General features: G+C 46.8%; 19 protein-coding genes, 1 tRNA gene and 1 pseudogene. 10 read left to right on the forward strand and 11 right to left on the reverse strand.

Annotated elements, in window-relative coordinates; all coding sequences use genetic code 11:
* Positions 1-79 precede the first annotated feature (79 nt).
* A pseudogene (locus AC3RV5_RS19390) lies at positions 80-474 on the forward strand (IS66 family transposase); the annotation flags it as partial.
* A 155-nt stretch (positions 475-629) separates the two neighbouring features.
* On the opposite strand, the gene AC3RV5_RS19395 reads toward AC3RV5_RS19390, so the two are convergent.
* The 4 genes from AC3RV5_RS19395 to AC3RV5_RS19410 form a co-directional block, all read right to left on the reverse strand.
* Positions 630-935, reverse strand: coding sequence for an EF-hand domain-containing protein (locus AC3RV5_RS19395; RefSeq protein WP_489729215.1), 306 nt, complete (start codon positions 933-935; stop codon positions 630-632).
* A 253-nt stretch (positions 936-1,188) separates the two neighbouring features.
* A complete protein-coding gene (locus AC3RV5_RS19400) occupies positions 1,189-1,329 on the reverse strand; it encodes a hypothetical protein (RefSeq protein ID WP_489729216.1) in 141 nt (46 codons plus the stop codon).
* 457 nt (positions 1,330-1,786) lie between these two features.
* Positions 1,787-2,116, reverse strand: coding sequence for a peptide-methionine (R)-S-oxide reductase MsrB (msrB, locus tag AC3RV5_RS19405; RefSeq protein ID WP_489729217.1), 330 nt, complete (start codon positions 2,114-2,116; stop codon positions 1,787-1,789).
* 150 nt (positions 2,117-2,266) lie between these two features.
* Positions 2,267-2,352, reverse strand: a tRNA-Leu gene (locus AC3RV5_RS19410).
* Between the two features lie 224 nt (positions 2,353-2,576).
* Here AC3RV5_RS19410 and AC3RV5_RS19415 point away from each other — a divergent pair.
* Entirely contained in the window at positions 2,577-3,080 is a 504-nt protein-coding gene (locus AC3RV5_RS19415) for an RDD family protein (RefSeq protein ID WP_489729218.1), read from the forward strand.
* Positions 3,081-3,122: 42 nt separating this feature from the next.
* Here AC3RV5_RS19415 and lptG read toward each other — a convergent pair whose 3' ends face one another.
* Both lptG and lptF read right to left on the reverse strand, forming a co-directional pair.
* On the reverse strand, positions 3,123-4,184 hold the full coding sequence (gene lptG, locus AC3RV5_RS19420) for an LPS export ABC transporter permease LptG (protein WP_489729219.1): 1,062 nt from the start codon (positions 4,182-4,184) through the stop codon (positions 3,123-3,125).
* A complete protein-coding gene (lptF, locus tag AC3RV5_RS19425; protein WP_489729220.1) occupies positions 4,184-5,287 on the reverse strand; it encodes an LPS export ABC transporter permease LptF in 1,104 nt (367 codons plus the stop codon). Before lptF ends, lptG begins: the two co-directional genes overlap by 1 nt.
* Positions 5,288-5,551: 264 nt before the next feature.
* Here lptF and pepA point away from each other — a divergent pair, with 264 nt between their 5' ends.
* The 5 genes from pepA to AC3RV5_RS19450 all read left to right on the forward strand — a co-directional run bounded on the left by pepA (position 5,552) and on the right by AC3RV5_RS19450 (position 13,734).
* Entirely contained in the window at positions 5,552-7,057 is a 1,506-nt protein-coding gene (gene pepA, locus AC3RV5_RS19430; protein ID WP_489729221.1) for a leucyl aminopeptidase, read from the forward strand.
* Positions 7,058-7,081: 24 nt separating this feature from the next.
* Positions 7,082-7,582: a DNA polymerase III subunit chi gene (locus AC3RV5_RS19435; protein ID WP_489729222.1), complete on the forward strand. Its 501-nt coding sequence runs from the start codon at positions 7,082-7,084 to the stop codon at positions 7,580-7,582.
* Positions 7,575-10,340: a valine--tRNA ligase gene (locus tag AC3RV5_RS19440; RefSeq protein ID WP_489729223.1), complete on the forward strand. Its 2,766-nt coding sequence runs from the start codon at positions 7,575-7,577 to the stop codon at positions 10,338-10,340. Before AC3RV5_RS19435 ends, AC3RV5_RS19440 begins: the two co-directional genes overlap by 8 nt.
* A gap of 210 nt (positions 10,341-10,550) precedes the next feature.
* Complete coding sequence (locus AC3RV5_RS19445; protein ID WP_489729224.1) at positions 10,551-12,041, forward strand: bifunctional metallophosphatase/5'-nucleotidase; 1,491 nt, start codon at positions 10,551-10,553, stop codon at positions 12,039-12,041.
* A complete protein-coding gene (locus AC3RV5_RS19450; RefSeq protein WP_489729225.1) occupies positions 12,034-13,734 on the forward strand; it encodes a diguanylate cyclase in 1,701 nt (566 codons plus the stop codon). The genes AC3RV5_RS19445 and AC3RV5_RS19450 overlap by 8 nt, the downstream gene beginning before the upstream one ends.
* 104 nt (positions 13,735-13,838) lie before the next feature.
* Here the strand turns inward: AC3RV5_RS19450 and AC3RV5_RS19455 are convergent, their stop codons facing one another.
* Positions 13,839-14,369, reverse strand: a complete 531-nt coding sequence (locus AC3RV5_RS19455; RefSeq protein ID WP_489729226.1) for a DUF3016 domain-containing protein — start codon at positions 14,367-14,369, stop codon at positions 13,839-13,841.
* A gap of 286 nt (positions 14,370-14,655) precedes the next feature.
* On the opposite strand from AC3RV5_RS19455, the gene ccoG reads away from it, so the two are divergent.
* The 3 genes from ccoG to AC3RV5_RS19470 all read left to right on the forward strand — a co-directional run bounded on the left by ccoG (position 14,656) and on the right by AC3RV5_RS19470 (position 17,843).
* Entirely contained in the window at positions 14,656-16,083 is a 1,428-nt protein-coding gene (ccoG, locus tag AC3RV5_RS19460) for a cytochrome c oxidase accessory protein CcoG (protein WP_489729227.1), read from the forward strand.
* On the forward strand, positions 16,083-17,048 hold the full coding sequence (locus tag AC3RV5_RS19465) for a serine/threonine protein kinase (protein WP_489729228.1): 966 nt from the start codon (positions 16,083-16,085) through the stop codon (positions 17,046-17,048). Before ccoG ends, AC3RV5_RS19465 begins: the two co-directional genes overlap by 1 nt.
* Before the next feature lie 168 nt (positions 17,049-17,216).
* Entirely contained in the window at positions 17,217-17,843 is a 627-nt protein-coding gene (locus AC3RV5_RS19470; RefSeq protein ID WP_489729229.1) for a thiol:disulfide interchange protein DsbA/DsbL, read from the forward strand.
* 143 nt (positions 17,844-17,986) lie between these two features.
* Here AC3RV5_RS19470 and ung read toward each other — a convergent pair whose 3' ends face one another.
* From ung to thrA, 4 genes are read right to left on the reverse strand one after another with little or no spacing between them, the layout of a single operon-like run.
* Positions 17,987-18,658 carry a uracil-DNA glycosylase gene (gene ung / locus AC3RV5_RS19475; RefSeq protein ID WP_489729230.1) on the reverse strand — a complete coding sequence of 224 codons (672 nt, stop codon included), beginning with the start codon at positions 18,656-18,658 and terminating at the stop codon, positions 17,987-17,989.
* Between the two features lie 7 nt (positions 18,659-18,665).
* Positions 18,666-19,949: a threonine synthase gene (gene thrC / locus AC3RV5_RS19480; RefSeq protein WP_489729231.1), complete on the reverse strand. Its 1,284-nt coding sequence runs from the start codon at positions 19,947-19,949 to the stop codon at positions 18,666-18,668.
* A 45-nt stretch (positions 19,950-19,994) separates the two neighbouring features.
* On the reverse strand, positions 19,995-20,972 hold the full coding sequence (gene thrB / locus AC3RV5_RS19485) for a homoserine kinase (RefSeq protein ID WP_489729232.1): 978 nt from the start codon (positions 20,970-20,972) through the stop codon (positions 19,995-19,997).
* 17 nt (positions 20,973-20,989) lie between these two features.
* Positions 20,990-23,452: a bifunctional aspartate kinase/homoserine dehydrogenase I gene (gene thrA, locus AC3RV5_RS19490; protein ID WP_489729233.1), complete on the reverse strand. Its 2,463-nt coding sequence runs from the start codon at positions 23,450-23,452 to the stop codon at positions 20,990-20,992.
* Positions 23,453-23,644 lie beyond the last annotated feature (192 nt).

The following is a 23,644-nucleotide window of genomic DNA, read 5'->3' on the forward strand; positions in this document are numbered from 1 at the left end:
ACATTATGCGCCGCCAACGCCGAACAAAAGATGAGTGGAAAAACATACTTGCTGGCCAGCGTAACCGTTCGCCGGGGAGCTATCACCTTATTTGTATCAAAAGCGTATGGGTAAACTACGCAAACGTTGGCAAGCCACTCTTGAACATGCTACCGAAGCTTGCGTTACCCCGCGGTATCGAAACCGCTGCGGACTATTGCTCAAATACGAAAAGCTGTTGGACATTTCTGACGGATAAGGGTATTCCCCTGACCAACAACGAGGCAGAGCGCTCCTTGCGTAGCTATGTACTGTGGCGCACAGGCAGTTATGGCGTGTACTCACACCGGGGCGAGCAATTTCGGCAACGCATTCTCACCATTGTAGAAAGCTGCCGCAAGCTTGGGGGCCAATCCTCTGGACTGGCTAAGGCAAATCGTCCACGGGGTCATCACTCGCTCGGAATATCCGGCACTCCCTGAACTAACGCCTTAAGTCAATAGCTCCCCGGTGAACGGTTACGTCTAGACGGACACTAATGAAGTCGTAGAATCTACTTTTGAGATTACATTTATCGTTGGCAAAAAAACAACCGAAAAGCCGCCAGACGGACTGGCGGTTTATCAACGTAAAAACGAGTGTTTACTTTCTTATCTTTTTTCTTTTTTCTTCATATCACGATGTTCCATTTTCATAGATTTCATCATTTCATCCTTAGAAACCATACCATCCTTGTCAGTATCTGACTTTTCAAACATGGCATCGCTATGGGCACGCATTTCAGTTTTGCTAACCATACCGTCACTATTGGCATCCATCATGTCCATTTTATCGGAAATTTTCATTTCCATTTTTTCCATTTTCATGTCTTTAGTCATTTCGTTGTTGCCAGCCATAGCGAATGCAGAAGCTGTCATGCAGGCGGTTACTGCGGTCATCATAATAAATTTTTTCATTGGTCTTTCCTTTTGCTTTATTAAGTTTATTTTGACTAGTTAATAAGGCGAACCGATATCCGACAGTAAGTGCAAAAAGCTTACAAAATATGTTCAATCGAGTATTGCCTCTTTACCAGACAAGCGAACAAAAAGTTCCAAAATCATTATTTTTGCTTCATGTGGTATTGCGGGTGATAGTCTTCAACTCTCTAAAGTTCGTCAACAGAGTGATTGATTCTTATAACCTCGCGCTTTATCTTTCTGTGAATAATTAAAATAAATTCACATAACGATATTGGCTCGTGCAATCAAATGCCATACTCACATACCGTAGCAGAAGCATTATGCATGCCAAAAAAACCTTGAAAAATTCATCATAGCTGATCTCTTGCGGTTCAAATGAAACCTCCACCGCTTCGGTATGACCTATATTGTTAATGCGTTTTGAAACTGATCGCGTTGAGGCCTTCGGTGAAAAACTTACAAATCAAGCGAAAGATATACAGAGTAATCTGGAGTATTTGGTAGATATCACCCCGTGGATAGTTTTAGACAATACAGGCATGCAGAGCTCGAAAATATAAAGCTCTCCGGCATATAGGAACATTTAACCAGCGTTCTGTTAGGTTTACAAAGTATCGCCGCATTCAAAGCAATGAAACTCCTACACAGATCTGAAACGCTTATTCTGACCTCTAAAACCGTAGATGCGGGTGGTATTGCAGTTTCAGGCCAAGAGCGTACGCAAAATACACAATATTTGGGTTCATTAAAAACGAATGCAAAAGGCACTTCCCCTACTCTCTCTCGGCGCTAATCCCGCAGACCCTACCCCAATGATAATAACAGAGAGCATGAATATCCTATATCTACGCAGTGAGAATAAATTTCAATGCAACGCCGTTATTACAAAAGCGCAGGCCTGTCGGTTCTGGTCCGTCTTTAAAGATATGCCCCTGATGCCCACCGCATCTGGCGCAATGGTATTCTGTGCGCGGTATAGCCAAAAGCAAATCTGCTTTTGTGTCAATGTGCTTTTCCATCACGTCATAGAAACTTGGCCAGCCCGTTGCGCTTTTAAATTTAGTTTTGGCTCTGAAAAGCGGTAAATCGCACCCCTTATAGACAAAGGTTCCTTTGCGGGCTTCGTTATTGAGAGGGCTGCTGAAGGGGGGTGCTGTGCCGCTCTCACGCAACACATAACATTCTTCCGGCGTTAGTAATATTTAAAATCAATATCTTGAAAACATTTCGATTCATTAAAATGTCGGACAAAACGCAATCCCCAGACACAAAAAAACCGACGTAAGGTCGGTTTGTTTTATCTCTTCGCGTAGACAACAAAGAGATGGTACCAGTGGGCGGACTCGAACCGCCACGCTTATTCAGCAACGGATTTTGAATCCGTCATGTCTACCAATTCCATCACACTGGCACAGATCTAAAAAATCATTCGCACAACCCTTTAGAGCGCCGCATTATAGCGATTTGCATCAGACACGCAAGGGATTTTTTAGCCTTTTTGTCTGTTCGATTAAGAACTGGGCGATTTGCATATTTGCCTCTGACTCGTGCTCAACTTTATGCCAAACTAGCAGTTTTACGGAGTGAGGTTAACACCTTGTTCCGCTCTATATAATTCAGTAGCGAGTAAGCAAATTGACAAGTAAACAATCTCAGCGCGCCGGCTTTGTGCGCCGCCTGGCCGCCATCATTTACGATACCTTGGTAGCAGTAGCAGTGGGCATGTGCGCCGCTATGGTGATGTTGGTAACGATATTGCTGCTAGTAGAAAATAACCTGTTGGATAAACAAGGTTATGAGCATTTCAGCGATCTGATCCAGCACTCAGTGTTATACCAAAGCATTTTGCAAATTTGGGTCGCGGCCTGGGTAATCGGTTTTTTTATGTGGTTTTGGTGTCATGGCGGGCAAACCCTGGGCATGCGCGCCTGGCGTTTGCGATTGTTCAGCACCAGCGATGCGCCTTTGGGTTATGGCCGGGCTTTTTTGCGCCTAGTTAGCTCGCTGGGAGGTTTAGGCACACTGCTGGTGCTGATTGACTTTAAACATAAACAAGGTCTGCAAGACTGGATTGCGCAAACAGAGGTGATCGCCCTTACCAAAGAAGAAAACCACCACAAAGCCTGGGAGGATATTTAGTCTATAACACCTGGAATATGAGAGCGATCACCCACTGCGGGCTTAGCGCCTTAGCAGATGGACCGCTATTCCGGCAAATATCAGGCTGGGCAGTGCCGCCCCTACAAAAGGCGGAATATGGTACACGGTACTCAGGGCGCCAAATACTTCATTACTGATAAAAAAGCCAAAACCGGTCAGTACCCCCATTATCACCCTGGCCCCCATGGTAACACTGCGCAGTGGGCCGAAGATAAATGACAAGGCCATCAATAACATCACCCCAATCGATACCGGCTGTAATACCTTGCGCCACAAGGCCAAACGATAACGATCAGAATTTTGGCTGTTGTTATCAAGGTAACCAATATAATCCACCAGTCCGCGAATAGATAAAGCCTCAGGTTTGACTGTTACTACACCTAATTTGTCTGGCGTTATCGATGAGGTCCAGGTACCTTCAGTAGCAGATTTAACACGAATATTCTGTTGGCTAACATAAGTGTATTTCACCTCTTGCAAGCGCCAGTTTTTTGCCACGTATTGGGCGTTTTTAGCCGTGGTGATCTGGCTCAACAGCAAGTCGCTGTCGAATTCATAGACGTTAACATCCCGCAGGGTGTTTTTATCAACTACCTCACCTATGCTTACAAAGTTATCGCCATCTTTGGCCCACACCAAGCGACTGGAGGAAAACAGGCTGCCGCCTGAGATAGCTTGGGAGCGGATCTCTTTGGCTTTAGCCTCACTTAAAGGGGCGACCCATTCTCCAATCACCATCACGAAGAGCACCATCAATATCGCCGATTTCATTGCCGAACCGATAATGTTCCAGCGGCTTTGACCGGCGGATTGCATCACCACCAGCTCACTGTTGCTGGCGAGTATGCCCATGCCAATCAACCCGCCAATCAGGGTAGCCATGGGGAAAAACAGCTCAAGTTCTCGGGGCAAGCTCAAAAAAACGTACACAGCGGCAACTGTCATGTCGTAGCTGCCTTTGCCCACGCTTTTCATCTGTTCGATAAACTTAATCAGGGCACTTAATCCCACCAGTACCGCTAAACTCATGGCTGTGGTACCCAGTAAAGTGCGGGCAATGTAAAGATCAAGAATTTTAAACATTAACCCTGCCCCCGTAATCGGGCCCGCAATCGCACCCCAATGGGTCGGCCTCTAAATAAAAGCGTTATACCGATCAAGGCAATCACACCATGCACCCACCACAAGCCCAATTGCACCGGGATCTTGCCATCTTCCAATACTTTGCGTCCGGCCATCAACAATAAAAAGTACCCCAGATAGAGCATAAGGGCCGGGAACATTTTGCCAAAACGGCCCTGACGGGGATCGGCGGCACTGAGTGGCACGGCTATGATCACCAGAAAAAACAGTGACAGGGGGATCGCCAGGCGCCACTGCAATTCGGCAATAGCATCGATAGACGGATCGTTGAATAGTTGCATGGTTGGGTAAGCGGATAGTTTGCGGCGTTTTTGTTCCGCCTGTTGTTCAGCAATCTGGATCTGATATTCACCAAACTCGACTACGCGATAGTCTTGTTGCCCTAATGTGCCCTCGTACTGCACACCATTGCTGAGGACTAATTTTTCTGCGCCATTGGTGCCTTCCTTTAAGCCACCTTGTTTGGCATATACCAGATGCACGTTTTGACTATCGACGGTGATGTCGTGCTGGGCCAAAAACACCCGCTTTAAGGGCTCGTCATCGTCACCGATTTGATGCACAAAAATCACTGCTTTTTTGTTAGCTGTTTGCTGGAAGCGCCCAGGGATAAGGGTGGTCAAGCCCGTATCGGCACCGGCTTGCTCTTCAAGCTGGTATTCCATTTCCACTGATAGCGGCGCGATCCACAAGGTCATGGCCCCGGTTACCACTGCCATCACAACGGCCAGCACCAGCATGACCCGGGTCACATACCACTCGCTGATGCCACAGGCGCGCATCACTGTCATCTCACTGTCAACGTACAGGCGGCCGTGAGCCAGCATAATGCCTAAAAATAAACTCAAAGGTAAAATCAGCGAGGCAAGCACTGGCATGCTCAAGGCAAGAAATCCTAACACCAGACTGGCTGGAATATCGCCGTTTGAGGCTTCTGACAACACTCTGACAAATTTATTGGTGATAAAAATGGCCATTAATACCAGAAAAACAGCCGCCTGGGATTTGAGGGTTTCTTTAACTAAATAGCGAAATATCAGCACGCAATGTCCAACAGAAAAGTGGTAATTTTAGTGGCAAGCTACAAAATTTTAAGTAAACTTAACGTTTTCACACGTTTCATTTGCAATGAGTGCTATTTTAAAGCACTTGCCAGTATGTAATTTACAGATTATGTCCGGCTTAAGCTATTCTTGCAATGATAACGCTGCAGCACTCAGCCTTGCCTAATACTAACAAAAACATAATCGCTAAGTGTTGCTAATATATCCAATGACAGATAAATAATTTTGTGACGAGGAATCCCCGTGGAATTTAGTGTAAAAAGTGGAAGTCCAGAGAAGCAACGCAGCGCCTGTATAGTAGTCGGAGTATTTGAACCCAGAAGATTGACCTCAATTGCCGAGCAACTTGACGAAATCAGCGGGGGCTACATCAGTAACCTGCTGCGTCGTGGCGATTTGGAAGGCAAACCTGGCCAGATGTTAATTCTACACCATGTGCCTAACGTGCTCAGTGAGCGGGTGTTGTTAGTAGGCTGTGGTAAAGAGCGTGAGCTTGACGAGCGCCAGTATAAACAAATTATTTCAAAAACCATTAAGACGTTGAACGAAACCGGCTCGATGGAAGCCGTGTGCTTTTTAACCGAATTGCACGTCAAGGGCCGTGATACCTATTGGCGGGTGCGTCAGGCAGTAGAAGCCACCCAAGATTCCCTGTACACATTCTTACAACTTAAAACCAAGAAAGGCGAACCTCGTCGCCCATTACGCAAAATGGTATTTAATGTGCCGACCCGCCGTGAACTGCCTATAGGTGAGCGTGCCCTGGAACATGGTCTGGCCGTATCTTTGGGGGCAAAAACCACCCGTGATGTGGCAAACATGCCGCCGAATATATGTAATCCTAAATATCTGTTTGAACAAGCCCAGTTACTCGAAAAAGAGTATACCAATCTGCATGTGGATTCGGTTAATGAAAAACAAATGGATGCCTTAGGCATGCATTCCTACCTGGCAGTGGGTCGCGGTTCAGCCAACGAATCCATTATGACCATCATGGAGCACAAAGGCGGCCCGGCAGATCAGGATCCCATCGTATTAGTCGGCAAAGGCTTAACATTCGATTCTGGTGGTATTTCCATAAAACCTGGTGAAGCCATGGATGAGATGAAGTACGACATGGGCGGCGCCGCTGGAGTATTGGGTGCCATGCACGCTATCAGCGCCCTCAACCTGCCCCTCAACGTTGTGGGTATATTGGCAGGCTGCGAAAACATGCCTGACGCCAATGCTTATCGCCCCGGTGATATACTCACCACTATGTCAGGTCAAACCGTAGAAGTGTTAAACACCGATGCTGAAGGCCGCTTGGTATTATGCGACGCTCTGACGTACGTGGAGCGTTTTAACCCTGAACTGGTTATCGATGTAGCGACCTTGACCGGCGCCGTTGTTGTTGCCTTGGGCAAACACGCCACCGGGGTATTTAGCAATCATAATCCGTTGGCCCACGAGCTAGTCAATGCCTCGGAGCAAAGTGGTGACAAGGCCTGGCGTATGCCGCTTTGGGATGAGTATCAGGATCAAATCGAAAGCCCGTTTGCGGATATGTCAAACCTGGGTGGCCGTCCAGCTGGGGCCATCACCGCGGCCTGTTTCTTGTCTCGCTTTACCCGTAAATATAACTGGGCGCACATGGATATCGCTGGCACCGCTTGGGTAGGCGGCAAAGAAAAAGGCTCAACCGGCCGACCTGTGCCAATGCTGACCCAATTTCTGATGAATAGGGCCGGTCTTGAGACAGAAGATTAAATTTCATACAAAACGGCAAAACAGATGTCAAAGGTAACCTTTTATTTGCTCAACAAAGAGACTGATGAGCTTGCGCACCAGAGCGCGCACTTAGTGTTGGCTTGTCAATTGGCGGCTAGATGTTTTCGCAGCAAACAGCGCTGCTTGGTGTATTGCGACACGCAAGCACTGGCGGAGCAATTTGACGAATTATTGTGGCAACTGCCCACTGACAGCTTTGTGCCCCATAATTTAGCCGGTGAAGGCCCTCAAGGTGGTGCGCCTGTTGAAATAACCTGGCAAACACCCACCCAATTTAACCGCGGGGTATTGATTAATTTATCCCAGGGTATGCCAGATTTTCACCACAAGTTTACCCAAATCTACGATTTTGTCCCTGCTGAAGAGACCCTCAAGCAGCAAGCCAGAGACAGGTACAAACATTATCGCGGGGCAGGCCATCAATTAGATACACTACCGAGCAGTGCGTTAAGCAATAACGCAGCGTCCGGCAACAGCATGAATGAGACACAACCCAATGGATAAAACATTTAGCCCACAAAATATTGAACAGCAGTGTTATCAAAAGTGGGAGAAAAACGGCTATTTCAAAGCCAGCGGTGAAGGCCAACCCTATTGCGTCTTGCTGCCGCCACCTAACGTAACCGGTAGCCTGCATATGGGCCATGGGTTTCAGCAAACTATTATGGATATCCTCACCCGTTACCACCGTATGAAGGGTGATAACACCTTGTGGCAATGTGGTACAGATCACGCCGGTATTGCCACCCAAATGGTGGTGGAACGCCAATTGAACGCCCAAGGCAAAACCCGTCACGACCTGGGCCGGGAGGCCTTCGTCGAGAAAATTTGGGACTGGAAACAAGAATCTGGCGGTAATATTAGCCAACAAATGCGCCGCCTGGGCACTTCACCAGATTGGGAGCGTGAAGTCTTCACCATGGACGAGGATTTGTCCGCAGCCGTGATTGAAGTATTTGTAAAGTTGCATGAGCAGGGCCTGATTTACCGCGGCAAGCGATTGGTCAATTGGGATCCTGTATTGCACACCGCAGTATCGGACCTGGAAGTACTCAACGAAGAAGAAGCGGGTTTTATGTGGCATATCCGCTATCCGCTATCCGATGGCAGCGGTGAGTTAGTGGTCGCTACTACTCGCCCCGAAACTATGCTGGGCGATAGCGCAGTGGCGGTTCACCCAGATGATCCGCGTTACCAGGCATTTATAGGCAAACAGATTAAGCTGCCGTTGACCGACCGCCTGATCCCGATTATTGCTGATGATTATGTGGATCAGGAATTTGGCACAGGTTGCGTCAAAATCACACCAGCTCATGATTTCAACGATTATGACATGGGCAAAAGGCATAAGCTTGAGATCATTAACATCTTGACCGACGACGCTAAAATTAATGATACGGCCCCCGAAAAATACCGTGGAATGGATCGTTTCGTGGCACGCAAGCAAATCGTTGCTGACTTAGAGACCTCAGGGGTATTGGTAAAAATTGACGATCATAAATTAAAAGTACCCAGAGGCGATCGCTCCGGGGCCGTGATCGAACCCTATTTAACCGACCAATGGTATGTGGCGGTTGAAGAGCTGGCGAAACCCGCTATTGAAGCGGTCAAAAGCGGCGAAATTAAATTTGTGCCCGAAAATTGGGACAAGACCTACTATCAGTGGATGAACAACATTCAAGACTGGTGTATTTCCCGGCAATTGTGGTGGGGACATCGCATACCAGCCTGGTACGACGACAATGGCAAAATTTATGTAGGGCGCACCGAAGCCGAAGTTCGTGAAAAACACGGCCTGGGTGCACAAATCAGCTTACGTCAAGACGACGATGTACTCGATACCTGGTTCTCTTCAGCGCTTTGGCCTTTTGCGACGATGGGCTGGCCAAAACAAACCCCTGAATTGGCCGCTTTTGTGCCCAGTGCTGTGCTAGTCACCGGCTTTGACATCATTTTCTTCTGGGTCGCCAGAATGATCATGATGACCAAAAAATTCACCGGAAAAATTCCTTTTAAAGAAATTTATATCACCGGACTTATTCGGGACGAACAGGGCGACAAAATGTCCAAGTCCAAGGGGAACGTTATCGACCCCATCGATTTAATTGACGGTATTGATATCGACGCGCTGGTAGCAAAACGCACCTCTGGCATGATGCAACCCAAACTGGCCGCCAAAATTGCCAAACACACCAGACAAAGTTACCCAGAAGGTTTTGCCGCTTATGGCACAGATGCCCTGCGGTTTACCTTCACGGCCATGGCATCTACCAGCCGGGATATCAATTTTGATATCAAACGGGTGGAAGGCTATCGCAACTTCTGTAACAAATTGTGGAACGCTTCACGCTTTGTATTGATGAACACCGAAGAGCATGACGCAGGCGCACAAGGTGGTGAGCTGGTGTTAAGTTTGGCAGACAAGTGGATTTGGGCACGCTTCCAGCAAACCCTTAGCGACTTCGAAGCAGCCCTGGTAGATTATCGCTTCGATATTGCCGCGCAACTGGTATACGAATTCACCTGGAATCAATTCTGCGACTGGTATCTTGAGTTATCTAAACCTGTACTCAATTCACAGGCCAGTACTGAAGCGCAAAAACGTGGCACCCGTCATACCCTGGTTAATGTGCTAGAAAATATTTTGCGCCTGGCTCACCCCATCATGCCTTTTATCACTGAAGAAATTTGGCAGCGCGTGGCGCCACTGTGCGGCATTCAAGGCGGGAGTATTATGATCCAGTCTTTCCCAGAACAGAACGCCACATTGCAAGACCAGCAGGTACTGGACGAACTGGAATGGGTTAAAAGCTTTATTGTGGGTATTCGTAACATTCGAGGTGAGATGGATATTTCCCCTAACAAACCCCTTAACGTGCTGCTGCGTAACGCCAGTTCCCAGGATTGGCAACGTTTACAGTCCAGTCGTGACTTCTTGGGTTCTCTGGCAAAGCTAGAGAGCATAGACGTGTTGCAACCGGACGAACAAGCCCCCGCTAGCGCCACAGCTTTGGTTGGCGAAATGGAAATTCTTATTCCTATGGCCGGACTTATCGATAAAGATGCTGAACTGGCCCGTATCAATAAGGCTCTGGGGAAAATCGAGGGGGATTTTGCCCGCACTCAGGGTAAATTAAACAATGAAAAATTTGTTAGTAATGCCCCGGAAGCGGTGATTGGCAAGGAAAAGGCCAAATTACATGATTTTGAGATGCAAATGAAAAAGCTTAAAGAACAAAAAATTACCATAGAAAATCTTTAAATTTAATATTATTGCTAAGCAATTTAGCTGGATACCCGTTAGGTAATTAACGGGTATCCCTAACGGGCCGTCCTAGCGGGTCATCTTTTGCATTTTTTGTGGATCTATTTAAACTGTTTACAACATATCGACCAACATGAGTGATATTGCCCCAGCACTCTGACATCCCCGTCTTCACAGGAGTAGGCGCCCATCTCAACTTTACGAGTTATGTGTACGCTTTTCATTTTATTAGTTGGCAGTTTCAGTGCGTTTTGCGCGCCAGTTGCAGCCAGGCACATAAACATCATCTATGCTTCAGATATGCCGCTGATCGGTCAAACAGAAAGGGGTGACTACCCTGAACTAGCCCAGGTATTAAATACCTATCGTCATCAAGAAAATTCAGCGACCTTTTTCTTCTTCGGCGGCAACAGTCTTGCTCCTAGTCCGCTGTCTTCTTTGGATCGTGGCACCCATATTATTGATCTGCTCAATTCATTGGAGCCAGACGCCATGGGGGTTACTAAACGTGAGTTTAGCTACTTCGAAGATGAGTTATCGTTGCGCGCCTACGAAGCGGCCTTTCCCATTGTTGCCAGTAATATTTATGATAAACGCAGTAAAACTAATATAGACGGTATAGTAAATAGCGTTATCGTCGAGCAACGAGGCCTCAAAATAGGTGTGCTGTCGGTCATCGATGACACTGCAATCACCGACTATTCGTTAAAAAACGTGGTGGTATTAGATCCGCGCAAATCGATTGAAAAAAACGCCGCTAAACTCAGGCGTCAAGGTGCCGACCTGATAGTGTTGCTGTATTCGACTAATTTCGACTTTATTGATCAACTACTTAACGACAAAGTGATAGATATGAGTTTTACTGCCACTCTCGACTTTACAACCTTAACCAGTGAAATCAAACCTACTCACCAAAATGCCGTAATAGTAGAGAAATTGGGACAAGTAGCCCTGATGCAAATCACTTTGATGCCCGAGCATCAAGAAGATCCAGACGTTTCATGGCAAGCAGTTGATCTCAAAAGTTTTTCCAAAGACCCTACCGTGGAAAATCAGGTTGACGGTTATATTGCGCGTTTGAATCGTCTGCTGGAGCAGCCCATAGCAGTGGTAAGCAAAGACTTTATGACCTTGCGCCAAAGCGTCAGAACCGAACAAAATGCATTTGCCAATGCATTGACCGATACCCTACGAGAGTTTTCAAATGCCGATATTGCCTTGATAAATGGCGGAATCATTCGCGGCGATAAACATTACCAGGCCAAGCACCAACTCACTCACCGAGATATTGCCCAGGAATTACCCTTTAGAAGCCGAGTCGTCTTACTGAATATCAGTGGTGCCCAATTAATTGAAGCTCTGGAGAATGGTTTTAGTTTGATCGAAAAGGTCAAAGGCCGTTTTCCACACGTATCGGGGATGACGGTTACTTATGATCCTGGCGCGCCGGTCAACCACAGGGTGAAGTCCATACTGATAAATGACCAACCTTTAGCAGAAAAAAGGATATACAAGTTAGCAACGACCGATTATCTGGCTAATGGTGGGGATGGTTATCAGATACTGGAAGAATGTCCAGAAATTGTGCTTGGCTATATGCTAGCCCCATTGATTATCGATGTATTTGTCGACCGTATTCGTCAACTGAACACGTTTAGCCCAACGCTCGATGCCAGGCTGGTGAATATCAATGAGTGACCAACGGCTGACAGACACGGCTCCAGCTTCACAAATCGACCCAAAATCTGCCACCCGACTGTCGTTAACGACTATTTTCACCGTGACCTTCGTCAGTGTTTTGCTTATTTTTGTCAGTATTACCGCCCTCTCCTATATACGCATGGCAGATTTTCGCCAGATTTTAGATGAAATAGCCATTACATCATTACCAAATGTAGTCGTGCTGGAACAGCTCAATAACAATATTGCCTCACTTTCTAGCATCAGCAATGGATTGACCAATGCTAAGTCAGAGCCTTCTTTGCGCATAGCTGAAGCCCAAATTGAAAACAAGTTGCGCGTGATCCGCTTGTTGGCTGAACAGCAAGCGCACGATAACTTTATGTTTGCCCAGTTTAACGCCATTACACAGGAATTATTTGAACTTAGGGAGTTGGCGTCACAGCGTCTCCACCTAGCGCAGCAACTAGCGAACCACCAGCAGAACCTCTATACATTAAATGATCAGGTGACCAATTTAGCCATACAAACCCAGCCAACTGCCACAGTCAGTCAGCTAGACCTAGACCAGGTGTGGCGCACAAATTTTTTTGAAGCCGCGGCCATGACCAGCAGAGGCCTGAATTCTGAACGTTTACAAACCATTCGCCAGTTGTCGTTCAAGGTACGCGTTATTTTGGATAATTTAAATCACAAGACCGATACATTTTCCGGCTCGCAACGGGAGCAACGCCTTGCCTTGATCCAGCAGCTTAAAAATATACTGGTGGAGAAAAATGGCATATTCCCCTTGCGCATTAAACTGTTGCGCTTGTCCGGGCGAGTCACAGGCCGTGGCAATTTTGTACATAATCTTATTATGGATTATCTGCGTTTTCTCAATTTCAAGTCTTATCAGCTTAGCGATTCTGTTATCACGCAAACACGTCTCGCCTCCCATCGGGTGGGGCAACAAATTCAATTTATCGGATTATTTGTCGTCACAGGTCTACTGTTTCTGATGCTTATCGTATTTTTTATCCAAAATCGTGTGGTCAGGCGTTTGGTTCAACTCAACAATCTGGTACAGGATCGGGCGATAGGCAAATCCAATACCCATATCATTACGGGTAACGACGAAATCTCAGACATTGCAGAGACCTTCGGTCACTTCGCTGTGACCATAGAACAGCAAAAACAAGCTTTACAAGCCTTATCGCTTCAGGACGGTCTCACCGGAATCCCCAATCGTCGGGCGTTAGATGAAAGCCTCAAACATGAATTGCAACTTGCTATCCGGCAAAAGTGGTCAATTTCATTGCTGATGATAGATATTGATTATTTTAAACCCTATAACGACAACTACGGACATGCGGCAGGTGATGAAACCCTAAAAAAAGTGGCCAAGATCTTGGCTGATAATTTACCCCGCAGCACAGACTTTGTGGCACGTTATGGAGGTGAGGAATTTGTCTGTATTTTACCTGACACCTCGTCTGAGGGCGCAATAAAAGTGGCCACCTCCATACTTGCAAAAGTCGAAGAAGCAGCCATAGAGCACAAATATAATCCTGACAAACCACTGCTTACTATTAGTTTGGGGGTAGTCACCAGCAATAAAAACGACACCCGGGATGCCGATACCTTGCTAAAATTAGTTGATCATGCACTTTATGCGGCTAAACAAAAAGGCCGTAATCAAATCGTTCGCTACGAAGAATTAGTGAGCTAGCGCGTACCTTAGTTTATGCAATCCAGGGCTAACACGGCTGTTTTAACACCGACATAAAAAACGCCGGACTAACCAGCGTTTTTACTAAATTCTAAGCCTCGCACTCAGCTGTTGGTCTTGGTGTTATCCTGGGGAAATGTGCTGACAAACCACTGACGCAGCATATTTTTTTCATAGCGCAAAGACTCGCTGTCGAAAAATCTGTTAGCACGGTCTTGAAAAGACATGTCCTTCAAATTTTCTTCCCCTTGCTGCAGTACCTGGCCTGCTTGATCTAACAGCTGATAACTAAACGCGATACGCGGAATATCGATACTTTTAATCAGTCTGACATCGGAACCACTTTGGCCTAAGCCGACAAAAGAGGCCGGCCAAACTTCCCCGGCCAAATCAAGATTCGTCACAGTGATTGTTAACTTCTGCCCGTCTGGCAAGGATTCGGCGAGCTCCACCAGATATTCATCCAGCTTGTTAAAGGTATTTTCGGCAAAACGTTTGCGCGATTCATTGGACGGGCGCACATCACGATATTTATCCGGATTTTGCCAGGTTACTTCAACTTCGGCTTGACTAAATGCTTGAGTAGAAAGCAGCAAACACGAGCCAATTATTGTCGTCATCATGAGTTTTTGCATATTGTCACCTCTTGGTTACAAATCTTGGTTACAAAAGTTACTTACTAATTTAGTCCATCTAAATGAACCACAACTGAATTGAGCATAATGCCCCATATATTTAATAGACCTCAACCGACAAAACTTATTGCGTCGGCACGGAAAATTCATGATTGCTAAGGTGTACAAAGGGCTAAACACTGATCGGGATCAATCATATAATTGTTCATACTAAGGCAATCATTCCATACAGCTGCTATACTGCGCCGCGTCGTCAGTACCCGTTTTGTTCAGTCAAGGAGTCCGAATGAGTGAGCGCATCCCAATAAAAGACATCTCTCCTGTTAAAATTCACCGCCCGGATACGAGCAAACACGATAATAATTATACCCCCCGCAGCCGTATTTATGTGCGCGCTGTTACCGGTGTGTTGGAAAATTTCCGGCGCTTTTTCGGTTTGGTATTTTTATCCATCTTTGCCGCACTGCCCTGGATCCAGTTTGAGGGTCAACAAGCTATTTTACTGGATATCAATGCCCAAAGGTTTCAAATCTTTAACCTGACACTTTGGCCACAAGATTTAACCTTGCTGGCCTGGATCATAATAGTTGCCGCTTTTGCCTTATTTTTTATCACTACTTTTGCCGGGCGTGTTTGGTGTGGATTTATGTGCCCCCAAACGACCTGGACCTTTATTTATATCTGGTTTGAAGAAAAAATTGAGGGCAGTCGCAACAAACGCATCAAACTGGACGAACGCCAAATGGACTTTGACAAATTTTGGCGAAAAACCCTTAAACATATAGCCTGGGTGGCGGTAGCACTACTGACCTCCCTGACTTTTGTGGGCTATTTCACCCCTATAGATCTGCTGTTTGTCGAATTTTTCACCTTCTCCGCGAGTTTTTGGGCCGCCACCTGCGTGGTGTTTTTTGCCTTTTGTACTTATGGCAACGCAGCTTACATGCGCGAGATCATGTGCACCCATATTTGTCCCTATGCCCGGTTCCAGTCGGCTATGTTTGACCAAGATACGTTCACCGTCGCTTATAATAATCAGCGCGGAGAGAAGCGTGGCCCGCGTCCACGCAAAATGCCCAGAGCAGAAGTACAAGATAAAGGACTAGGTGATTGTATTGATTGTAATCTGTGTGTTCAGGTCTGCCCCACAGGTATCGACATTCGTAACGGATTGCAATATGAGTGTATTAATTGTGGCGCTTGTGTAGACGCCTGTAATGGTGTGATGGAGAAAATGGACTACCCCAAGGGATTGATTAGTTTCACCTCTGAAACCGAACTGGCCGGTGGCAAGACCAAGATCTTACGGCCCAAATTACTCGGTTATGCCGTGGTGCTGGTTCTGATGTCCGCACTGCTGGTGTTCGAGTTAATCAGCCGGGTCCCCCTGGAGGTAGACATCATTCGAGATCGCAATGCGTTATATCGTGAAACCAACGAAGGCTTAATAGAAAACGTCTACACCGTCAAGTTACTAAATAAATCCCAGCGTATGCAACGCTTTACCATTTCCGTAATCGGTTTACCCAGCCATCAGTTTATTGGCGAAACCGAAGTGCAGGTAATGGGTGGTGAAGTATACAATTTGCCCGTCAGTATTGCCGTGGATCCTTATGATTTGGAAAAATCAGTGACCGAATTTAGTTTTAAAATACAATCTCTGGATGTTGACGACGCCACCATCGAACAGAGCACAAAATTTTTGTACCGCTAGTGACCACATTTAACTTTGCCGAACTCAACCCGGATCTTATCCTCGATGCCATCGAATCGTTGGGCATAAGAGTTGAGTCAGGCCTGCTTGCCCTTAACAGCTATGAGAACCGGGTGTACCAGTTTATCGCCGAGGATAACAAACGCTATGTGGTTAAATTTTATCGTCCCCAACGCTGGAGCGAAGTCCAACTGCTTGAAGAACATAGCTTCTCTTTAGAGTTAGCTAACCACGAGGTGCCCGTCGTGCCACCTATGGTGATAAGGGGACAAAGCTTGCATCGCTATCAGGCGTATTATTTTGCCATATTCGAGTCCGTCGGAGGTCGCCAATTTGAAGTAGACAATCTGGATCATCTGGAGTGGATGGGCCGGTTTATCGGCCGTATCCACCTTATTGCTAAAAGTGGCGAGTTTATCCACCGCCCGATAATTTCCACCGACGAATATTTACATCAATCCGCCGCGGAGCTTCGCACCAGTCCATTGATCCCCTCAAGCCTGCACAAACCGTTTTTTACCATATTGGAGCAGGTCATCGAACTGACCGACAGACAATACCAGAACCACAGCAATATGCGCCTACATGGGGACTGCCACCCGGGCAACATACTATGGCGAGACGGACCGACCTTTGTCGACCTGGATGATTGTCGCAGTGGCCCAGCGGTGCAAGATTTGTGGATGATGCTGTCGGGTGACCACCAACAGCAAAGTCTGCAAATGAGTACTCTGGTGGAAGCCTACGAAGAGTTCTGTGATTTTGATACGCGTCAGTTGTTATTGATCGAACCCCTACGCGCCATGCGCATGGTGCATTACATGTCATGGTTAAGCAGGCGTTGGCAGGATCCGGCGTTTCCTCAAGCTTTTCCCTGGTTTGCTGATGAAAGATATTGGGAACAACAAATTTTATCTCTCAAAGAACAATTTTCAGCACTGCAAGAACCTAAACTGCATATCTAAGTTGCACTGACAGCCGGGTCACAAAATTTGCCCTGGCCCCTGTAGTCGGGCTGATAGGATCCTGTTGCCCGCCAACTTTTCTTATAACTGGTTACAAAGTGCTGTCGGCATTTATTTTAAGCTATGGTAATCTGCTGACAGTTTTTACCCAAAGAGACGATACAAACTATGAAAAAAATTGTACTAGCCCTTGTTATTACCCTGTTGTTACCCCTGCAGGCCTGCGCTCAGGAACAATGGAAAGAAGGCGAACATTACTTAGTGATCAGTGATGAGCCCGCCACAACAACCCCCCAAATTAATGAATACTTTTCTTACTGGTGCCCTCATTGTTTTAATTTTGAACCTTTAGTCGCACAAATTAAAACGAAAATCGCTAAGGACGTTAAGTTTCAGAAAGTTCATGTGAATTTTATGGGTTTCGCCAGCCCTGAGGTGCAGGACGATGCAACCCGCGCCTTGATGGTCGCCAGGGCATTGAAAAAAGAAGACGCCATGAACTTGGCTATCTTTAAATATATTCATGTTCAAAAATCCCCCGTAACCAGTATCAAAGATCTGAAAAATATCTTTATCGTCAACGGTGTGGAAGAAGCCAAATTTGACAAATTGCTCAGCAGCTTCGGTGTGAATAACATGTTACAGAAGAACAACCAGCTAATAACCCAATACAGAAAACACCTCAGCGGTGTACCCAACTTTATTGTTAATGGTAAATACCAGGCCAAGTTTACCCGGGATATGACCAATGACGACATAGTTGAATTGATCGTATGGTTGAGCAAACAGAAATAAACTGAAACTTGAAATGAAGTGATCCCCTAACTAAGCCGCGCATGTGGTGGGGCTTAGTTAGGGAATTGTCAAATTAATGAATTTTTTATTTAGCTAATTGAGTTATACCATGACTAGATGGCTGGAAGAAAAGCGCACACCACTCAGACCTGCCAATCGATAGGTCTTTGTCCTTGCTCGCTCAATAGCCTATTAGTTGTAGAAAAGTGCCCGCAGCCGAAAAATCCCCGGTGAGCAGACAATGGCGAAGGATGGGGGGCAACTAACAGGTGGTGTCGGTGCGGGTCTATCAACACACTTTTATTCTGAGCATGTTTGCCCCACAAGAGAAACACTAACCCGCTACGCTCGTCGCTCAGTCTGGTGAGCACGGTATCCGTAAAGGTTTGCCAACCAATTTTAGCATGGCAATGGGCTTGGCCCTCCTCAACCGTCAGCACAGTATTGAGTAACAACACCCCCTGACGGGCCCAATGATGTAAATCACCATGTGACGGGATGGCAAAGCCAGGGATATCCCGAACGAGCTCTTTGTATATATTAACCAACGAGGGCGGTGGTTTAACCCCTTGGGGCACAGAAAAACTCAAGCCCTGGGCCTGACTCGGCCCGTGATAGGGATCCTGCCCCAATATCACCACCTTTACCTTTGCAAATTCCGTATAACGAAACGCATTAAATATTTCTGCATCCGGTGGATAAACCACATAGCCGCCAGCACGCCGCTGGGCAACGTGCTGCAAAACCTGCTTGAAATAAGTTTTTTGGCGCTCCAGCTCCAGGATTTCACTCCACTGCGCGCCCTTAACTGCCATCTGTTAACTAGCCTAGTAGTGCCAACAAGTGGGCCTTCAAGGCTTGATAGTCGCTGGTAATCTCCACCGACAAACCTTCCTTGCTCGAACAGTCGACCAGGGGTTGGGGTAAACTGATGGGCTGACCGAGCACGTTTTCAACCGTTTCACGAAATTTAGCCGGGTGCGCTGTACCGAGAAAAATACCGGTTTGCCCGGCTTCAAGATGACGTATCAAGGCTTTATAGGCAATGGCGGCGTGAGGCTCGCTGACGTAACCCAGTTGCGCCAGTTGCCGCATGGCGACCTGGGTATAGTCTTCATCTACGGTATCCCCCGTCAATATGTCAGGTTGCACATAACCCCGTTCGAGCATCGCTTCAATGCGTGGCCAATTATTGGGCTGGCTGACATCCATGGCGTTAGACATAGTGGCAACGGTATTTTTAGGATCCCATTGACCGGATTGCAAATAACGGGGCACCGTATCATTGAGATTAGTAGCAGCCACAAAATGTTTGACTGGCAAACCCATCACTTTGGCGATAAGACCCGCGGTCAGATTACCGAAATTACCACTGGGGACCGAGATAACCAGATCCTCCCGCTGGGCTTCGCTTAATTGGGCAACAGCTTCAAAGTAGTAACACACCTGCGCCACCAAGCGACTGATATTAATAGAATTGGCAGAGTTAAGGTGCAACCCGTCCCGTACCTGTGGATCATCGAATGCACTTTTCACCATTTGCTGACAGGCGTCAAAATCGCCATCTATGGCTACGGTATGAATGTTGTCACCCAAGGTAGTAAACAATTTTTCCTGCAGCGGACTGATCTTGCCTTTGGGGAACAGAATGACCACATCGATATTATCCAGACCATGAAATGCATGGGCTACCGCCGCGCCGGTATCGCCAGACGTAGCGGTTAGGATAGTGATCTTTTCCCCCCGGGCTATTTCCGTCAAACACTGGGCCATAAAACGCCCACCGAAATCCTTAAACGCCAATGTCGGTCCATGGTACAGCTCCAGGCTGTACACGTTGTCCTTCACCTGCACTAGGGGCGCGTCAAATGTAAAGGCACGCTGGACTATACCAGCCAGTCTGTCACGGGGTATTTCATCGCCTATCAACTGGCTCAAAATCTCCACCGAGCGCTCGACAAATGGCATAGCCAATATGGCGTTTATGTCGCTAAAAGTGGGTAAGGTTGTGGGGAAATATAAACCCTGGTTTTTCCCTAACCCTTTTTTAACCGCCTCGGCAAAATTCACTTTGTCTGACGGGTCTTTCAAATTAACAAGTTCCACGTTCTACTACCTTATTGGCTTCGACAAAGAAGCCCGTTTTTAGTCTTAAACATCCGTTTTACTGACCACTGCACCTTGCTCGTCGAGCTGGCAGATGTGACTGAATCCGGAATCATTTTGAATATAGTGCTCGTTCAACCATTTATCGATGGTCCGGGCCTGATTTAGCTCATTACACACAGCAAAGACGGTCGGCCCTGAGCCGGAGATACCAAAAGCCAATGCGCCGTTTTGTTGGGAAAAATCCCGGGACTCATCGAAATAAGGTAACAGTGATCTCCGGTAGGGCTCTGCCATGACATCGGTCATCATGCTCGCCGCCAGTTTTTCGTCTTGGTGATATAACGCATGCACAAAAACCGCTAGTTGACGGCCAAATGTGATGCCGGTCGCCATAGGAATTTGCTTAGGCAAGATTTCACGGGCCGCTGCAGTAGATACACTGATACCCGAATAACAAATCACCCAATACCAATGTTTGAATGTTGGTAATTGCAGGGCAAGCGTATCAGCTTGTTCTGCCATAAGGGTCAGACCACCTAAAAAACAGGGGGCGACATTGTCAAAATGCACACTGCCACTTATCTGACCTTCCAGCTCTCCCATCATCAGCAACAACTCATGGGGACTAAAAGGTTGATAACCCAGGACCTTGGCATAAAATTCGTTCAGACCATGTAAGGCAGCAACGATAGAGCTGGCACTTGAACCCAAGCCACTGCCTATGGGTAACTCCTTGTGCAAAACCATCTTAACATCAGGTAAATCAGACGTTTTATCGGCCAGACGCTGGTGAAAATGCCGGTAACACTGGGTAACGATATTGCTGTCATGCTGCGGGGGCAATTTATGGGCATAGGCGCCCTTAACCTCAAGGCTAAAATTGGCTGCCAACTGGAGATCAACTCGATCACCGAGCAAACTGCCGTCTATGGGTTTAAGCGCCGCACCGAGTAAATCAAATCCCAAGCTGACATTGCCGATGGACGCCGGTGCATAAGCACTGAGTATTTTTCCAGTCATATCACTGTACTGGCTATTCACACGCCTTGCTTCCATGGCATGGTTCTCAATACATCGGCAAACACACCCGCTGCTGTCACCGCTGCCCCAGCTCCGTAACCTCTTATAACAAAAGGAATGGGCTGATAATAGTTACTGTGAATTGCCAGCGCATTTTCGCCTTCTTTGATAACATACAAAGGATGATCGTCACCCACAGCTTGAATTGACACGACACATTTGCCTTTACTAATCGAACCCACGTAACGCAATACCTTACCCTCTTGCTGCGCCGCTTTAACCTTATCTGCATAATAAGCATCGAGCTGTGGCAACCTGGCCATAAATTCATCTACGCTGCCACTGTCATCAAAATAATGGGGTAACACCGGCTCAATCTGAATGTCGTCAAGTTCTAGGGTTAAATCTGCTTCCCTGGCCATGATCAACAATTTGCGTGCTACATCCATACCGCTTAAGTCGTCCCGGGGATCAGGTTCGGTGAAACTACTTTTTTTGGCTATTTCTGTCGCTTCGGACAAGGTCAAACCTTCGTCTAACTTGCCAAATACAAAGGATAATGAGCCAGACAAAATCCCCTCAAACCTGAGCAATTCGTCGCCAGCGTATATCAATTTTTGTAAGTTGTCGATCACGGGTAAACCTGCGCCAACTGTGGTCTCATACAGAAATTGGCGATTGGTTTCCTGAGCTGTCTCACGCAACTTTTGATAGTAGCCATAATCTGCTGTGTTGGCTTTTTTATTGGGGGTCACAACATGGAAACCTGCTGTCATCATGTCTACATACTGCTTAGCGATGATCTCGCTGCTGGTGCAGTCTATTACTACTGGGTTGATCAGGCTGTTAGCATGTACAAAAGTCTGCAAATTATCTACTGAGAAGCTCTGCTCACTTTGGCCCAATTTGTCATACCAGTCGTTTTCCAAATCGATACCGCCGGCCTTGAGTAACAACTTTTTGCTGTTCGCTATGCCGTATACATTAAGGCTTATGTTACGTCCTAACAAAGCGGCTTGTTGGCGAGCTATTTGAGCGATGAGCTCCTTGCCTACCGTGCCGCATCCGACCAGAAATACATCGATACTATGCAAGTTTGAGAAAAAATTCTGATGTACAATTTTCACTGCTTTTTTGGCCTTACTGCTGTCGATAACTGTAGAAATTGAGCGCTCGGATGACCCCTGGGCGATGGCGACATTGTTTACCCTAGCCTGAGCCAGGGAACTAAAGAATTTAGCAGCTAAACCTTGGGACTGACGCATGCCGTCACCGACCAGGGTGACAATGGCCAAGTCGTGGCGCACTTCTATGGGATCCAATAGCTGGTTGGCCAATTCTAACATAAAGGAATCTTCCAGCAGATCCTGAGCGCGGCTGGCATCTTTGCTGCGGATACAAAAACTGATACTGTATTCAGAGGAGGACTGGGTAATCAAACTAATGGAGATATTGGCATTGGACATCACCTCAAATACCCGGCTAGCCATACCCACCATGCCCTTCATACCAGGCCCGGCCACATTAAACATGGTCATGTTGTCCAGATGTGATATACCTTTAACGCTGGTCCATTTAGTGCTGGCTTCATTACTGATCAAGGTACCTGGTGCAGCAGGATTTAAGGTATTACGGATCAAACAAGGAATGTGATGCTGGGCGATGGGGCCTATGGTTTTGGGGTGCAAAACCTTGGCACCAAAATACGATAACTCCATCGCTTCCTGATAAGTGAGTTTATCCAGCAACACTGCCCCCTCAACCTGATTCGGATCGGCATTATACACGCCATCCACATCTGTCCATATTTCACAACACTGGGCATCGATACAGGCCGCCAGTATCGCCGCCGAATAATCGGAACCGTTGCGTCCCAGGGTGACTTTCTCACCGGCTTCGTTGACGGCCACAAAACCCGGCATAATGAGTAATACGTCGCCGGAGCAGTCTACCTCGCTAAAGCGTGCTTTACTGACCGCCACATCGGCAATGCTATCAAGATAATCGCCTTCGGCTAAGATCAGTTTTGCCGGATCGATAATCTGATTTTTTTGGCCAAGGGTGTGCAAAATCTGGCTAAAGATATTCACACTTATATATTCGCCCAAACTGAGAATTTTGGCTACCACAGGCTCGGGAGCACAGCCCAAAAGCGCAAAGCCTTCCAGATACTGATTTAAATCGCTCAAGGTCTGTTGAATAAAACCCGCCAGCTGAGCATCTTCGAATCCTACTACGTTGAGCTTCAAATCATCCAGAATACCAAACAAAACCATATTGAGTTTGGCAAACAGTTCGCCGTAATCTTTGCCAGCTGCGGCCTCATCACACAATAGCGATAAGGCATTGGTCACCCCTTTGGGGGCAGATAACACCACTGCCGCGCCACATTCCTGGTGACATGCCATGCAGATATCCTTTACTCGTAAGTAACGTTCTGCATCGGCTAATGACGAACCGCCAAACTTCAACACCTTCATTTATTCGCTCCTCTTACAGCCTGATTTCAGTAAGGTTAGTCGCCCCTTACTGGTGAATACTATTAATTTTCTGCGGCGCTAATAACAAAAAAGCCCGCTTTGTTTGGCGGGCTTTAGGTAATCTGTCAATTTGCACCAGCCAGCGATCACCTCTCATGGGTGATAATCATAATCATGCCGATAGTGCTTATT

It is taken from the genome of Paraglaciecola sp. IT1134, assembly GCF_058068185.1.

Excerpts from the sequence above, each read along its gene's own strand:
- AC3RV5_RS19395 (WP_489729215.1), bottom strand. The coding sequence starts at position 935 with ATGAAAAAATTTATTATGATGACCGCAGTAACCGCCTGCATGACAGCT.
- lptG (WP_489729219.1), bottom strand. The coding sequence starts at position 4,184 with ATGTTTAAAATTCTTGATCTTTACATTGCCCGCACTTTACTGGGTACC.
- AC3RV5_RS19435 (WP_489729222.1), top strand. The coding sequence starts at position 7,082 with ATGTCAAAGGTAACCTTTTATTTGCTCAACAAAGAGACTGATGAGCTT.
- AC3RV5_RS19440 (WP_489729223.1), top strand. The coding sequence starts at position 7,575 with ATGGATAAAACATTTAGCCCACAAAATATTGAACAGCAGTGTTATCAA.
- AC3RV5_RS19445 (WP_489729224.1), top strand. The coding sequence starts at position 10,551 with ATGTGTACGCTTTTCATTTTATTAGTTGGCAGTTTCAGTGCGTTTTGC.
- AC3RV5_RS19450 (WP_489729225.1), top strand. The coding sequence starts at position 12,034 with ATGAGTGACCAACGGCTGACAGACACGGCTCCAGCTTCACAAATCGAC.
- AC3RV5_RS19455 (WP_489729226.1), bottom strand. The coding sequence starts at position 14,369 with ATGCAAAAACTCATGATGACGACAATAATTGGCTCGTGTTTGCTGCTT.
- ccoG (WP_489729227.1), top strand. The coding sequence starts at position 14,656 with ATGAGTGAGCGCATCCCAATAAAAGACATCTCTCCTGTTAAAATTCAC.
- AC3RV5_RS19470 (WP_489729229.1), top strand. The coding sequence starts at position 17,217 with ATGAAAAAAATTGTACTAGCCCTTGTTATTACCCTGTTGTTACCCCTG.
- ung (WP_489729230.1), bottom strand. The coding sequence starts at position 18,658 with ATGGCAGTTAAGGGCGCGCAGTGGAGTGAAATCCTGGAGCTGGAGCGC.
- thrB (WP_489729232.1), bottom strand. The coding sequence starts at position 20,972 with ATGACTGGAAAAATACTCAGTGCTTATGCACCGGCGTCCATCGGCAAT.
- thrA (WP_489729233.1), bottom strand. The coding sequence starts at position 23,452 with ATGAAGGTGTTGAAGTTTGGCGGTTCGTCATTAGCCGATGCAGAACGT.